General features: G+C 52.4%; 11 protein-coding genes. All 11 read left to right on the top strand.

Annotated elements, in window-relative coordinates:
- The first annotated feature begins 97 nt into the window (after positions 1-97).
- Complete coding sequence (locus ACYVJQ_RS12945) at positions 98-1,867, top strand: rhamnogalacturonan lyase (RefSeq protein WP_460893500.1); 1,770 nt, start codon at positions 98-100, stop codon at positions 1,865-1,867.
- Positions 1,867-2,655 carry a rhamnogalacturonan acetylesterase gene (locus ACYVJQ_RS12940; protein WP_460893499.1) on the top strand — a complete coding sequence of 263 codons (789 nt, stop codon included), beginning with the start codon at positions 1,867-1,869 and terminating at the stop codon, positions 2,653-2,655. The genes ACYVJQ_RS12945 and ACYVJQ_RS12940 overlap by 1 nt, the downstream gene beginning before the upstream one ends.
- 62 nt (positions 2,656-2,717) lie before the next feature.
- A complete protein-coding gene (locus ACYVJQ_RS12935) occupies positions 2,718-3,551 on the top strand; it encodes a rhamnogalacturonan acetylesterase (protein WP_460893498.1) in 834 nt (277 codons plus the stop codon).
- A gap of 79 nt (positions 3,552-3,630) precedes the next feature.
- On the top strand, positions 3,631-4,779 hold the full coding sequence (locus ACYVJQ_RS12930; RefSeq protein ID WP_460893497.1) for a glycoside hydrolase family 88/105 protein: 1,149 nt from the start codon (positions 3,631-3,633) through the stop codon (positions 4,777-4,779).
- A gap of 166 nt (positions 4,780-4,945) precedes the next feature.
- Positions 4,946-6,247 (top strand): rhamnogalacturonan acetylesterase, encoded by a 1,302-nt coding sequence (locus ACYVJQ_RS12925; protein ID WP_460893496.1) that lies wholly within the window; start codon positions 4,946-4,948, stop codon positions 6,245-6,247.
- A gap of 118 nt (positions 6,248-6,365) precedes the next feature.
- Positions 6,366-7,304, top strand: coding sequence for a glycoside hydrolase family 43 protein (locus ACYVJQ_RS12920; RefSeq protein WP_460893495.1), 939 nt, complete (start codon positions 6,366-6,368; stop codon positions 7,302-7,304).
- Between the two features lie 103 nt (positions 7,305-7,407).
- Complete coding sequence (locus ACYVJQ_RS12915) at positions 7,408-8,922, top strand: sialate O-acetylesterase (RefSeq protein ID WP_460893494.1); 1,515 nt, start codon at positions 7,408-7,410, stop codon at positions 8,920-8,922.
- Between the two features lie 382 nt (positions 8,923-9,304).
- The gene (gene rhaT, locus ACYVJQ_RS12910) at positions 9,305-10,357 is read left to right on the top strand and encodes an L-rhamnose/proton symporter RhaT (RefSeq protein WP_460893493.1); all 1,053 of its coding nucleotides are present in this window, start codon (positions 9,305-9,307) and stop codon (positions 10,355-10,357) included.
- 100 nt (positions 10,358-10,457) lie between these two features.
- On the top strand, positions 10,458-12,584 hold the full coding sequence (locus ACYVJQ_RS12905; protein ID WP_460893492.1) for a bifunctional aldolase/short-chain dehydrogenase: 2,127 nt from the start codon (positions 10,458-10,460) through the stop codon (positions 12,582-12,584).
- A 268-nt stretch (positions 12,585-12,852) separates the two neighbouring features.
- Positions 12,853-14,127 (top strand): sugar isomerase, encoded by a 1,275-nt coding sequence (locus ACYVJQ_RS12900; protein WP_460893491.1) that lies wholly within the window; start codon positions 12,853-12,855, stop codon positions 14,125-14,127.
- Between the two features lie 110 nt (positions 14,128-14,237).
- Positions 14,238-15,629: an FGGY-family carbohydrate kinase gene (locus tag ACYVJQ_RS12895; protein WP_460893490.1), complete on the top strand. Its 1,392-nt coding sequence runs from the start codon at positions 14,238-14,240 to the stop codon at positions 15,627-15,629.
- Position 15,630: the final 1 nt, after the last annotated feature.

Raw genomic sequence — 15,630 nt, 5'->3', positions numbered from 1 at the left:
ACAGAAAAGACACATGCTTCAAAAACGCTTATTAATCCTTGCTGCTACCTTTTGTTCAGTATTCCTGATCTCTGGGAAGGCGTGGGCGCAAAAGCAAATGGAGTATCTGAACAGGGGGCTTGTGGCCGTGCAAACCCAAGGCGATTCAGTGTATCTGAGCTGGCGCCTATTGGGAACAGATCCAGACGAAGTGGCTTTCAACGTGTACCGCAAAACCGGTAACGGCCAACCCGTTAAACTCAACAAGGTCCCCGTCGCCAAAAGCACCAACTACATAGATGCAAAGGCCGGGGCGAAGCAAAACCCCTTTTATTTTGTAAAACCGATCTTAAACGGAAAAGAGCAAGAGGCTTCTGAAGTTGCCAAGGTTTGGGCCCAAAACTACCTGTCTATCCCCTTGAAAACCCCTCTTGGCTATACGCCCAATGATGCCTCCGTGGGTGATCTGGACGGGGACGGGACCTATGAAATCATTCTTCACCAAGCCGGCAGAGGCCGTGACACGCCTTCGCCGGGCGTTACAGATCAGCCCATTTTTCAGGCCTATAAACTGGACGGCACCCTGCTTTGGACCATTCACCTGGGCAAGAACATACGCGAAGGCGCCCATTACACCCAGTTCATTGTCATTGATATGGACGGTGACGGCAAAGCCGAGTTGGCCTGCAAAACCGCCGATGGCACCCTGGACGGCGTGGGGAAAGTGATTGGCGACTCCACCAAAGACTGGCGCGATGCCAATGGCCGGATCTTGGACGGGCCTGAATTCTTTACCGTGTTCAACGGCCTGACCGGCGAAGCCATGGCCACTTCAGAGTATCTGCCCGGCCGCGGCAATCTAAGGGGCTGGGGCGGCAAAGGGGGTAACGGCGACAATGACGGCATAGGCAATCGTGCCGACCGATTTGTGGCCGGAGCCGCCTATCTGGATGGTAACCTACCCAGTGTGGTCATGTGCCGCGGCTACTACGGCCGTAGCGTGCTGGCCGCTTGGGATTACCGCAACGGAAAACTAACCTCCAGATGGGTGTTTGACACCCAGGATGGCAAAAACCCTTACTCCGGGATGGGCAACCATGGGTTGAGCATAGCCGATGTAGACCAGGATGGCAAGGACGAAATCATTTACGGGTCCATGGTGGTAGATGACAACGGCCAGGGCTTGTTTACCACGGGCCTGCGCCACGGCGATGCCCTGCACGTAAGCGACCTGGACCCTTTGCGGCCTGGATTGGAGGTGTTCGGGATTCACGAGAATGAGCACAACGCTGCCGGGCCAGGGGCGGCGGTATATGACGCCAAAACCGGGGAAATTCTTTGGCAAGGGCTGGAAGGCCAGGACGTGGGCCGCGGCGTGGCCGCCGATATTGACCCCAGTAACCCCGGCGCTGAAATGTGGTTCTCGGGGTCTAATGGTCTGCTGAATTTAAAGGGCGAAAGAATTGGGGAGAACCCACCCTCCACTAACTTTCTGGTTTGGTGGGACGGCGATCTCTCCAGGGAACTGCTCAACGGAAACCGCATTGATAAATACAAAGCGGGCCGGCTGTTTACCGCCATTGGCTGCGCCTCTAACAATGGTACCAAATCCACGCCTGCGTTAAGCGCCGATATTCTGGGGGATTGGCGGGAGGAAGTCATTTTCCGGACCCAGGACAACCAGGAATTACGGATTTTTACCACCACCATTCCTTCGGAACACCGGTTGACCACGCTCATGCATGATCCGCAATACCGGATGGCCATTGCCTGGCAGAACGTGGGGTATAACCAGCCGCCGCACCCCAGTTTCCATATTGGTGAGGGCATGAAACCGGTCAAGTCCCCCCAGATTAAAGTGAATAAGCCTAAAACCGCCGTTCAATAATGATACAGAGAAAAAATATCCTCGCCCCCTTTCTACTTTTAGTAATAGCAGCCACGGCTTTGGTTGGTTTTATCCAGAAGCCCAAAACCAAGCCTACCCTCTACATCATCGGGGACTCCACCGTCCGAAATACTGGTGAAGGGTTTGGGGGCTGGGGTTCTTATATTGCCGAGCTTCTGGACACTACCAAGATCTCGGTGAGCAACCAGGCCATGGCTGGGCGCAGTACCCGTACTTTTATCAAAGAAGACCGCTGGAACAAAGTCTTGTCCACCCTTAAGAAAGGCGACTTTGTAATTATGCAGTTTGGCCATAATGAAGGCAGCGTGCCAGACACCAGCAAAGCGGGGTACCGCGGCGTATTGCGCGGCACCGGGCCCGAAACCAAAGAACTTACCTGGAAAAACGGCGAAAAAGAAGCGGTGCATACCTACGGTTGGTACCTGCGCAAATTTGTGCAGGAAGCCAAAGCCAAAGGTGCTACCCCCATTATTGCTTCCATGATCCCGCGTAACCAATGGAAAGACGGCAAGGTGCAATTGGCCAACAAGGATTTTGGAAAGTGGGCCGCTGAGGTAGCGCAGTCAGAGAAAATCCTTTTCATTGACCTCAACCAAATCACCGCCGACAAATACAACCAGATGGGGCCTGAGCAAGTGAAAACGCTTTTCCCTACGGACCACACCCACACCAACCAAACAGGTGCCCGCCTCAACGCGGCCTCAGTGGTAGAAGGGTTGAAAATGAACAAGAAACACCCCTTGAATAAATACCTAAAGAAGGCCTAACCTTTTTGCCTCCCAGTACCCCTTTAAAATCATTCCCTTATAAATAGCCTACTCCGCCTACCATGCCACATCTCCTGACGTCTAGAATTTCCACTGCCGGTCTGCTTTTTCTGTGTTTCCTGTTTTCTGTATCCTGCGCGGTTTTAAAAACGGAGCGCCAGAAACCTACCCTCTATTTAATTGGGGACTCTACGGTAAAGAACGGAAAAGGCAAAGGAGACGGCGGTCTCTGGGGTTGGGGCAGTTTTCTGGGCGCCCACTTTGACACCACCAGGATTACGGTAGAAAACCACGCGCTGGGAGGCACCAGTAGCCGTACGTTCCGGACCCAAGGCCACTGGGACAAGGTGTTGCCTAAGGTAAAAGCCGGTGATTTTGTCATGATCCAGTTTGGCCACAATGACAGCAGCCCCCTCAATGATTCCACAAGGGCCCGCGGCACCATCAAAAATAACAGTGATGACGTGCAGGAGATCCAAAACCTGCTCACCAAAAAGCCAGAAGTGGTGCACTCGTATGGCTGGTACCTGCGGCAGTTCATTACTGAGGTGCAGGCCAAAGGCGCCACGGCCATTGTCTTGTCGCCGGTGCCTAGAAACACCTGGAAAGACGGCAAAGCCAACCGCAACCAGGACGGCTATGGTCTCTGGGCTTCTCAGGCCGCCAGCCAAACCAAGGCTCCTTTCATTGATTTGAATAAAATCATCAGTGACCGGTATGAAAAAGAAGGGGAGGAGAAAGTAAGAAGCACTTATTTCAATACCAAAGACAACACGCACACCATCCAGGCCGGCGCGCAGGTAAACGCGGCCGCCGTGGCAGAGGGTATCCGGCAGAACAAAAAACTGGAGTTAAACAAATACCTGTTGTTCAAGACCAATGTGCTGCCGCTGTAGGAAAATGACTTCAGGGCATACTATTATTTAAATAAAGAATTTAGAGCCTTTCCCCCTTACAAATAAAACGCCTAGTTAAATGACGTATCGCGCAGCTTCCCTCAAAAGCTTTTTCCTGCTAAGTGTCCTGTTTCTCTGTACCGTGGCGCAGGCCCAGACAGAGCGCTTACCCAAGAAGAAAAAAATACTGAAAACCCTGCGGCTCACTAATGACTATTTCATGCAAAAGTGGCCAGACCCGGGCAAAGAGATTGTGACCAATAAAACCCGCCCCAGCAACATCTGGACCCGCGGTATCTACTACATTGGCCTTATGGAGCTCTACCGCACAGACCCGCAGCAACGGTATTATGATTATGCAGTAGATTGGGGCCAGAAACACAAATGGGGCCTAACCGGCGGCGACCTTGTACGCCACGCTGACTACCAGACCTGCGGCCAAACGTACATTGATCTGTATAAAATAGACCCGAAACCAGAGCGCATTCGTGCTATCAAGGCCTCCATGGATAACATGGTGAACAGTACCAAAGTGAACGACTGGGACTGGATTGACGCCCTGATGATGGCTATGCCCCTATACACCCAGTTAGCGCAAGTGTACCCCGAAAGTGCTGACAGCTACTACCAAAAAATGCACGAAATGTATCTGGCCACTAAAAACCAGATTGGCGGGGGGCTTTACAATCAGAAACATGGCCTGTGGTGGAGAGATAAAGATTTTGTGCCGCCGGTGACCTCGCCCAACGGAAAAGACATCTACTGGTCCAGAGGAAACGGCTGGGTAGTAGGGGCGCTGGTACGCGTAATGAGCATGCTGCCCAAAGACCACCCCAATTACCCAGAATACCAGAAAACGTATCTGGAAATGATGAAGGCACTTGTTCCGCTTCAGCGGGAAGACGGCTTTTGGAACGTGAGTTTACATGACCCGAACCATTTTGGCGGAAAAGAAACCTCCGGGACGGCGCTGTTTGTGTATGGCATGGCTTGGGGCGTGAACAACGGGCTGCTGGATAAGAAGGAGTACACCCCCATTATTGCCAAAGCCTGGAATGCCATGACCAAAGACGCCGTTCACCCCAACGGGTTCCTGGGCTACCTGCAAGGGACCGGCAAAGAACCCAAAGACAGTCAGCCGGTGAGCTACACCAGCAAGCCAGATTTTGAGGATTATGGCCTGGGATGCTTCCTATTAGCCGGCACCGAGGTCATGAAAATGAAATAACCGGTTGCCCTCCGTTATGGCAGTTTGCCGTCACGGATATTTTAACCAATACCTATTTCCTTAAAATCAAAAAGCTGTTTTGAGCCTGTTTTTCCAAAAACAGGCCCAAAACAGAATCATCCCATCCAAGGAGATTTCCTTCCCCCAAGACATTATTAGAAGCCTTATGAAAAGCGTGAAAAGAACTGGTATTTGCCTGATGGCCTTCCTTTTGTTGGGGCCTGCGGCCTTTGCCCAAAAAACTGACTATAAATTTGACTTCGGAGGCAAAGAGGTAGCTAAAGGCTATACCCGGGTCTCTGCGGCAGATACTTACTCAGACAGTAAAGGCTTCGGTTTTGAGGCCAGCACGCCGGTGAAGGAGGTAGACCGCGGGGGAAAAGATGCCCTGAAACGCGATTTTGTTACCAGTGAAAAGCCCTTTTATTTTTCGGTGAAGGTGCCCGAAGGCAATTATAAAGTGACGGTGACCCTGGGTGACGCCAAAGGAAAATCCACCACCACGGTAAAAGCCGAATCAAGGCGGTTAATGCTGGAGAAGGTGGCTACCCGGCAAGGGGAATTTGCTACCAAAACGTTCATCGTGAACATCAAAGACCGGCAAATTAACGCCACCACTAAAGTAGGCCTGAAGCAAAGGGAAGAGTCTAAACTGGATTGGGATAATAAACTTACCCTGGAGTTTGCTTTGCAGCCGGCCCTGGCGGCTGTGGAGATTACTAAGGTGGAGGATCAGATCACCGTTTTCCTGGCAGGCAACTCTACGGTGGTAAACCAGGAGGAGGAGCCCTGGGCGTCTTGGGGGCAGATGATTCCCAGGTTCTTCAAACCGGGCGTGGCTATTGCTAACCATGCCGAATCGGGTTTGTCATTGGGTAGTTTTATCAGTAGCCGGCGGCTGGACAAGATCTTGAGCGTGATCAAACCCGGGGACTATGTGTTTGTGGAGTTTGGGCACAATGACGAAAAGGAAAAAGGCCCCAATGCCGGCCCTTACAAATCCTACACAGAACGGCTGCAACTTTTTGCCAAGGAGGTAAAAGGGAAAGGCGGCCATCTGGTGATTTTAACGCCCACGGCCCGTCGGTCTTTCAAAGACGGCGTGATGACCAATTCACACGGGGAGTACCCAGACGCGGCCAGGAAAGTAGCCCTGGAAGCCAATGTGCCCTTGATAGACCTAACCGCCATGACTACTACCCTGTATGAAGCGCTGGGGGTGGAAGGATCAAAGAATGCCTTCGTGATTTACCCCGAGCAGGGCTTAAATGATAACACGCATTTTAACACCTATGGCGCTTACCAGATTGCCAAGATTGTGGCAGAAGGTATTAAGGCCAATAAACTGAAGCTTGCCAAGTACCTGGTAGAGATGCCCGCCTTTGACCCCAAAAAGCCAGATGCTTTCCAGAACTTCCAGTGGCCTGCCAGCCCTACTGCCAGCCTGGTAAAGCCAGACGGCAACTAAAAGAAATTCCAAAGGCGATTCTTACCAACAAGTAGACCAGGGTAACTGACGGAGTTAAACGCCCCTGGTTTTCCTTCATTGGCCCTCAAACTCTGCTAGCTGCCCTTAGTAACTGTATATGAAATCATTTCTCAGCTTTCTTTTACTGGTCCTTTCCCTTTTCTCCTGCACGGTACTGCAAAAACCGGGGGCAGCCGAGGAGGTGTTCCTGTTTTCTTACTTCAAGGGCAACGGCGACGGGCTGCACCTGGCCTATAGCCTAGACGGGTACCAGTGGAAAGCCCTGAATAACGATTCCATTTTCCTAAAGCCTTCAGCGGGTAAAGACAAACTCATGCGCGACCCCTGTATCATTAGGGGCGGCGACGGAAAATTCCACATGGTCTGGACGGTGAGCTGGAACGAAAAGGGGATAGGCTACGCCAGTTCCCCAGATCTGCTGCAGTGGTCAGAGCAGAAGTTTGTGCCCGTGATGGCGCATGAGGAAGGCGCCCGCAATACCTGGGCCCCCGAGATCACCTATGACGCCCGCACCAAAGAATACATGATCTACTGGGCCACCACCATCACCGGGCTATACCCCGAGACGCAGAGTAAGATGGATGCCGGCTACAACCACCGCATCTACTACGTCACCACCAAGGACTTCAAAACCTTTAGCCCCACCAAGTTGCTATATGAGCCCGGCTTCAACGTGATAGATGCCAGCATTGTGAAAGACCGTGACGGCTACGTGATGTTCCTGAAAGACGAGACCCGGGAGCCCGCCCAGAAAAACCTGAAAGTAGCCACCAGCAAGAAACTGACCGGTCCTTACACCGCCGCCAGCGCACCCATAACGGGTAAATACTGGGCAGAGGGCCCCACTACCCTGAGACTGGGAAACAAATGGCTGGTGTATTTTGACAAGTATACCAGCCACGCCATGGGCGCCGTGCAATCTGAGGACCTGAAGACGTGGGAGGATATCTCAGATAAGATCTCCTTCCCCAAAGGCATGCGGCACGGCACCATTTTCAAAGTCACCAAAGCCGAATTTGAAAAGTTGCTGCGGTAACAAAAGGGCTTCAACCTTTAGGAGCGATAAAGAATAAATGGGAAGTTCTTAGAGAAGCAACATTACCCATGAGGAGTAGGATCTGGTTTTAACGCATATAAAGGTGAAAAGCTTTTTTAGTATTTGTTTTCTGTTGTTCTCTGGCCTGGCGCTGGCGCAAAAGCCCAAGGTAGACCAGAATTTCCATGTCTATCTCCTGATCGGGCAATCTAACATGGCGGGCCGAGGAGCGGTAGACCCGGAAGGCCAGCAGGGGCACCCTCAGATTAAAATGCTGGACAAAGAAAACCACTGGGTACCCGCCACAGATCCCCTGCATTTTGACAAACCGACCGTAGTGGGTGTAGGGCCCGGCCTCAGTTTCGCCAAGGAACTGGTGGCGGGAAATAAAAACCTGACTATTGGCCTAATCCCCAGTGCCCTGGGTGGCTCGCCCATCAAAGTGTGGGAGCCAAATGCGGTGTACCTGAAAGAATTTCACCCCTATGATGATGCCCTGAAAAGAGCCAGATTGGCTATCCAGCAGGGTGGGGTTTTAAAGGGAATTCTCTGGCACCAGGGAGAATCTGACAATGACTCCGCCAGGTCAGTGGTTTATCTGGACAAGCTCACTACCCTCATTAACCGGTTGCGGGTGGACCTGCAGCAGCCAGACTTACCGTTTATTGCCGGCGAGATTGGTTACTTCAACAAGCAGAACCATATCAACGAAAAACTTCAACAATTACCCATAAAAGTGGGGCACACGGCGGTGGTTTCCGCTGAAGGACTCACCCACAAAGGCGATAAGCTGCACTTTGATACGCCATCGGCTAGAGAACTAGGGAAACGGTACGCACAGGCCATGAAAGCGCTGCAGGTTTCTGCAACCAAAAAGAAAGCCTCCTCCCCAGCCAAAGCCCGTAACCGCAAAAGCGAAAGACCGGTGGTGGTCCTCACTTTTGATGACGCTGAGCTAAGCCATTATACCATAGTAGCGCCCCTCCTGAAAAAATATGGGTTTGGTGCCACGTTTGCCGTCTGTGAAATGGATTGGAACACCGCAGACTCGGTTTTCTACATGAAATGGCCCCAGATTGCCCAACTGCACCAAATGGGATTCGAAATTGGAAACCACACCGGTCACCACAAAAACATGACCAAGCTGAGCCGTGACCAAATGCGCCAGGAAATCAGCTACATAGAGGAGCGGTGCAAGGCCTTTGGCATTCCCAAGCCCATCTCCTTCGCGTACCCCGGCAACAGGTCAGATTCCTTATCTCAGGTGGTATTGCAGGAAATGGGCTACCAATACGCCCGGGCCGGCGGGAGTACTTTTTATAACCCTGCCCAGGATAACCCCCTCGTGCTTCCCAGCTTTACCATGGGCTCCACTGATAAACTAGCCAATCGTACATGGACCGCCCTGAAAAGCGTGCAGCCAGGCCAGATTCTGATCTTCACCATTCATGGCGTTCCTGACCTCGGGCACCCAGATTATACTACCTCAGCAGACGTCTTTACCCAATACTTGGAGTACATGAAGAATAACCGGTTCAAGGTGATTGCCCTGCGCGATCTAAAAAAGTACTTACCGGCGGAGCAGGGTACCTCACCCAAGGTAGGTTCCAAAAAGTAATATCCAGCGGAAATGTCATTTTCCCCTGGTCCGTCATAATTGGAATAAACCACAAATTTAAGGAGCGTTTTTATTCCCGAAGAACGCCAAGGCAGGTAATTCTTGCGGGGCAGAGGTAGGCTCTTGGACTGTACAGTTTCTTCCTGTTTTGGGCCTGTTTTTCTAAAAACAGGCCCAAAACGCTAGCCTTCAGCCCCTTGTTGGTTTCTTGTCATTTATCCAAATCTTCTTGGGGCTAAACTTTAAGCAGCCCGGTAATTAGCGAAGGCGCAAATCTGTCTATTGCCGGGTAAAGAAAAAGGGCGGTGTGCCATGACAGTACAGGATAGTGTTTTTCTCTTATCCCTCTATCTTGGACTATCATTCATCCTAAACCCCATCTATGCAAGCGGTTCTTGGCGTTATTTTCCACTTTATAGGCGGTTTCGCCTCAGGTAGTTTTTACATTCCTTACAAAAAAGTAAAAGGGTGGGCCTGGGAATCTTACTGGATAGTGGGGGGAATTTTCTCCTGGTTACTCGCCCCTTTGGTGGCCGCCTACCTCACGGTGCCAGACTTTATGGGCATCATTGGCAGCGCTGACAAGGAGACCGTTTTCTGGACTTACCTCATGGGTTTGCTCTGGGGAATTGGGGGCTTGACGTTCGGCCTGGGTCTTCGCTACCTGGGGGTTTCTTTGGGTATGTCGTTCATGCTGGGTTTCTCTTCGGCGTTTGGGGCCCTGGTGCCACCCATCTACAGAGACATTGTGGGCAGTGATAAAGGCGAGACGTTTACGGGCATGCTGCAGACCACGGGTGGGTTGGTGGTTTTGGCCGGTATTGTCATCTGCCTCATCGGGATTGCCGTCTGCGGAAAGGCCGGTACCATGAAGGAGAAAGACCTCACCACCGAGCAAAAGGAAGTTGGCGTGAAAGAGTTTGACCTCAAGAAAGGCTTCACGGTAGGCGTGATCTCGGGTATTCTGAGCGCCTGTTTCAACTACGGCATTGAGGCCGGTAAGCCGCTGGCCGAGGTGGCTGTGCAAAACGGGGGCAATCCGCTGTTTCAGAACAACGTGACCTTTGTGGTGATTCTTTGGGGCGGCCTTACCACCAACTTTATCTGGTGCATGGTATTGAACGCCCGCAACAAGACCTTCGGGGATTATACCAAGAAAAACACCCCGCTGCTTAGAAATTACGTGTTCTCGGCGCTGGCCGGTATTACCTGGTTCATGCAGTTCTTCTTCTACGGCATGGGCGAGAGCAAGCTGGGCAACGGCGCCAGTTCCTGGATTCTGCACATGGCCTTCATCATCCTTATCTCCAATATGTGGGGCATGTTGCTGGGCGAGTGGAAAGGGGTGCAGCGCAAAACCTTCCAAACCATTGTGGCGGGCGTGGCTATTATTATGGCTTCCATTGTGGTGGTAGGGATTGGAAATTCCCTATAAGCAAAACGCATTTATAGCCTGATATTATAAAAACACATTAAAATTAAAAAGTCTTCCCTACGGGGACGGCCAGTATCATTAACACATTCATTTGAGGCATATGTCAGAAGTAAAGACAAAAACCACCTACAAGCACGTGAGCTATTTGTGGGACGAGGCCGAGGCGGCCAGACTTGAGGGCGACGAAGTAGCGCTGCTGATTTACCGGTCTAACTTGTTGGGGGCCGATCTTCGCCTGACCAACTACGGGGGTGGCAATACCTCTTGCAAGACCACAGCCAAAGACCCCTTGACTGGTCAGGAGACCGAGGTGATGTGGATCAAAGGCTCGGGTGGTGATTTGGGCACGTTGAAGAAAAGTGGCCTGGCGGCTTTGTATGTAGACCGCCTGCATAGCCTGGAGAATGTGTACCGCGGCATAGCCCATGAAGATGAGATGGTGGAATTGTTCAACCACAGCATCTTTGACCTAGCCTCAAAAGCCCCCTCTATTGACACGCCTCTGCACGGCTTCTTGCCGTTCAAGCACATAGATCACCTTCACCCAGATGCGGCCATTGCCATTGCGGCAGCCAAAGACGGCAAAAGAATTACCCAGGAGTTGTTTGGCGGTTCCATTGGTTGGGTAGACTGGCAGCGTCCGGGATTTGACCTGGGGTTGCAGTTGCGCCAGTGCCTGGAAGAAAACCCTGGCATTAGAGGCATCATGCTGGGCTCCCATGGCCTGTTCACCTGGGGTGACACCGCCTATGAAAGCTATCTGAATACCCTGGAGGTAATTGAGCAGTGCGCCGAGTACCTGGAGGATAATTTCGCCATCAAGGGCCCGGCCTTCGGCGGAGCCAAAGTGGAAAGTCTGCCAGCCAATGAGCGTCTGAAACAAGCGGCGGCCCTGGCCCCGGTTCTGCGCGGCTTCTGCTCCAGTGAGCGCCACATGATTGGCCATTTCACGGATGATGCCCGCGTCTTGGAGTTCATCAACTCCCATGACCTGGCCCGTCTGGCCCCCATGGGAACCAGCTGTCCAGACCACTTCCTGCGCACCAAGATCAGCCCGTTGGTGCTGGCCCTGCAGCCCGGCGAGGACTTTTCTGATGTGAAAGCCCTGAAAGAGCGTCTGGCCCCGGCCTTTGCCGAGTACCGCCAGATGTACACAAACTACTATGAGTCCTGCAAACACGCCAACAGCCCGGCCATTCGGGACGCCAATCCGGTGATTATTCTGTTCCCGGGTGTGGGCATGTTCTCCTTCTCCAAAGACAAGCAGACCGCCCGCGTGGCTTCTGAGTTTTACCTGAACGCCATTAATGTAATGAAAGGCGCCGAGGCCATCTCTGAGTACACCTCTTTGCCGCGCCAGGAAGCCTTTGACATTGAATACTGGTTGCTGGAAGAAGCCAAACTGCAGCGTATGCCTAAGCCCAAAGCCCTCTCAGGCAAGATTGCCTTGATCACGGGCAGTGCCGGCGGTATTGGCAAGGCCATTGCCAAGAAGTTTGTGGAAGAAGGCGGCGTGGTCATTCTCAATGACATGAATGAGGAGCGCCTGCAAAGCGCCGGCGAGGAGTTCAAAAAGAAATACGGCAAGGATTCCTATGCCACTGCTACTCTGAACGTTACCAGCAGCGGTGATATTGAAGAAGCGTTTGCCACCGCGGCCCTGGCCTTTGGCGGCATTGACATTGTCATCAACAACGCGGGTCTGTCTATCTCCAAAACCATTGAGGCACATGAAGAGAAAGACTGGGACCTGCTGTATGATGTGCTGGTGAAAGGCCAGTTCTTTGTGACCCAGGCCGCCGTAGAGGTCATGCGCAAGCAAGCCATTGGCGGGGATATCCTCAACATTGTGAGCAAGAACGCCCTGGTAAGCGGACCTAACAACGCCGGCTACGGCAGCGCCAAAGCCGCCCAACTGCACCTGAGCCGCCTGAACGCCGCTGAACTGGGCGCTGATGGCATTAGAGTGAACGTGGTGAACCCAGACGCGGTGATCTCAGACAGCAATATCTGGGCCGGTGGCTGGGCCGAGGGCCGCGCCAAGGCCTATGGCATCACCGTGGAGGAGCTTCCGGCGTATTATGCCAAGCGCACGCTCTTGAACCAGATCATTCTGCCAGAAGACATTGCCAATGCCTGCTTCGCGTTTGTGGGCGGGTTGCTCAGCAAATCTACGGGCAACATGCTCAACGTAGATGGCGGCGTGGCAATGGCTTTCCCGAGGTAAATTGGTACATTCCTGTTTTGGGGCCGTTTTTTGAAAAACGGCCCCAAAACAGGAATTTTTTTGACCCTGCCACCAATGCATTTCTTTTGGCGGGTGGTTAGGTTTGGTACTTCACATCCTTGTTGAAAGGGCAGGAGAGGGCACCATTTTTTAAAGGATCTATTCCGGGTTTTAGGCCTGTTTTTCTAAAAACGTGCCCAAAACGCTTCTGACATAATTCTTTCTTTGCCTTGACCCGGGAAGGAGGAAGGTACTAACAAACAACGCCATGCAATTAGAGAAATACAAGATAGACGAATTCAACTACGCCCAGCAGGCAGAGCATACCCGTAAGTTTGAGTTTCTGGCCGAGGGCCTTTCCAACGTGGAAGAGGTGCTGCAGAAACTGGTGGATTTCCAGATTGCCATTCCGTCCTGGGCGCTGGGCACTGGCGGAACCCGCTTTGGCCGTTTCTCGGGTGGCGGCGAGCCCCGCAGCCTGGAGGAAAAGATAGAGGATGTGGGTTTGCTGCATTCTTTGAATCGCTCCAGTGGCGCTATTTCCTTGCACATTCCCTGGGACATTCCCCAGGATTACCAGGCCACCAAAACCCTGACCGCGCAGTACGGCCTCAAGTTTGACGCCGTTAACTCCAACACCTTCCAGGACCAGCCCAACCAGGCTAAGAGCTACAAGTTTGGCTCTATGCAACACGTAGACAAAGCCGTGCGCCAGCAGGCCATTGACCACAACATTGAGGTGATCAAACATGGCATCGCGCTGGGTTCAGAGTCCCTGACCGTTTGGCTGGCCGATGGTTCCAGTTTCCCGGGCCAGTTGAACTTTAGAAAGGCATTCCAGAACACCCTGGAGTCTTTGCAGGAAGTGTATGCGGCCATGCCCGATCACTGGAAAATGTACGTGGAGTACAAAGCCTTTGAGCCCAACTTCTACTCCACCACCATAGGCGACTGGGGACAATCCTTGCTGCTGGCTAACAAGCTCGGCGACAAAGCCTACACCCTGGTAGACCTGGGCCATCACCTGCCCAATGCCAACATAGAGCAGATTGTGTCTTTGCTGTTAATGGAAGGCAAGCTGGGCGGTTTCCACTTTAATGACTCCAAATACTCAGATGATGACCTCACGGCCGGCAGCATCAAGCCCTACCAGTTGTTCCTGATCTTCAATGAACTGGTAGAAGGCATGGACGCCCGCGGCATGAACCACGCCACTGATCTGGGCTGGATGATTGACGCCTCCCATAACCTGAAAGACCCGCTGGAAGATTTGTTGCAGTCAGTGCAGGCCATTATGATTGCCTATGCGCAGGCCTTGCTGGTAGACAGAACGTCTCTGGTGGAGGCCCAGCAAAATAATGACGTAGCCCGGGCCCAGGAAATCCTGCAAGATGCCTTCCGCACGGATGTTCGAGCACTGGTGGCCGAGGCACAGGTACGCGCCGGTGGGGCCGCCAACGCCCTGCAACTGTACCGCCAACTGAAAGTGCGCGAGAACCTGATTCAGGAAAGAGGGTTGAAAACCGTTTCTTCTGGTTTATAAGGCTCTATCTGCTAGAAATAATATGTAGAAGCAATGAGAGAAAGAAGTGAGTATTTCACTTTTCTTCTCTCATTCACTCAATCTCTCAATCGTTCATTCAGCAGCCAGGCATGCAGAAAATTCCCGTAGTCGCCATTTTTGACGTAGGCAAGACCAACAAGAAACTGTTCCTCTTTGACGAGCACTACAAAATAGTGTACGAACGGTCGGCGCGGTTTCTGGAAACGGTAGACGAAGACGGCGAGCCCTGCGAGAACCTGGAAAGCCTGCGGTTATCGGTGTTTGATTCGCTGCGCGATGTTTTTAAGCGCACGGAGTTTGAGATAAAGGCCATCAACTTCTCCACCTACGGGGCCAGCTTTGTGTACTTGGACGAGGACGGCAAACCGTTGACCCCACTTTACAATTACCTAAAGCCCTACCCAGAGGCCCTGCAACAGCAGTTCTATGCCACGTATGGCGGCGAGGAGGCATTCTCCAAAACCACTGCTTCGCCGGTGTTGGGCAGCCTGAACTCGGGAATGCAGCTGTACCGGATTAAGCATGAGCAGCCAGCGGTGTTCCAGAAAATGAAACATGCGCTGCACCTGCCGCAGTACCTAAGCTACCTCATCTCGGGGGAGTTTTTTACGGATATTACCAGCATTGGCTGCCACACCAACCTCTGGGATTTCGCCAAAGGCGATTACCATGACTGGGTGAAAAAGGAAGGCATTAAGGAGAAATTGGCGCCCCTTAAAAGCGCGGATGAAGTGCTTCCGGCCTGCTTTCCAGGAAACAGCTATAAAGTGGGCATTGGCCTGCATGACAGCTCGGCGGCTTTGATTCCGTACCTGGTCAATTTCCATGAGCCCTTCGCGCTTATCTCTACCGGCACCTGGTGCATTACGCTCAACCCCTTCAACGCCGCCCCACTTACTGGTGAAGAGCTGAAACAGGATTGCCTGTGCTACCTGCAATACAAGGGCAAGCCCGTGAAGGCTTCCAGGTTCTTTGGCGGCTATGAACACGAGCAGCAGGTAAAGCGCATTGCTACCCATTTTAACATGAGCGCGGGGGTATTTAAGACCGTGGCCTATGAGGCAGATATTGTCCAGAAATTAACAGCCGAGCAAGAACCCAGCGCCACCACCTTATCAGACGGCAAAGCCTTGCCCACCTCCGGCTTCGCGGAGCGGGAACTGACCTCTTTTGCTACGGGTATTGAGGCCTACCATCAGTTGATTATGGATCTGGTGGCCCAGCAGGTGGCCTCTTCCAGATTAGTATTGGAAGGAACGGGGGTGAAGAGGATTTTCGTGGACGGCGGCTTCAGCAAGAACGCCATCTATATGAACCTGTTGGCGGCTGCTTTCCCAGATAAGGAAGTATATGCTGCTTCCATGGCGCAGGCTACGGCCATTGGTACGGCCTTGGCCATTCATCAGCACTGGAACACCAAGCCCTTGCCCAACGATATTATTGAACTAAAGTATTACGCCATCGCGCACCAAGAGGCTTAAC

The sequence above is a fragment of the Rufibacter soli genome (genome assembly GCF_054781795.1).
The sequence above is the reverse complement of the archived record's forward strand: the minus strand, read 5'-3'. Positions and strand labels throughout refer to the sequence as shown.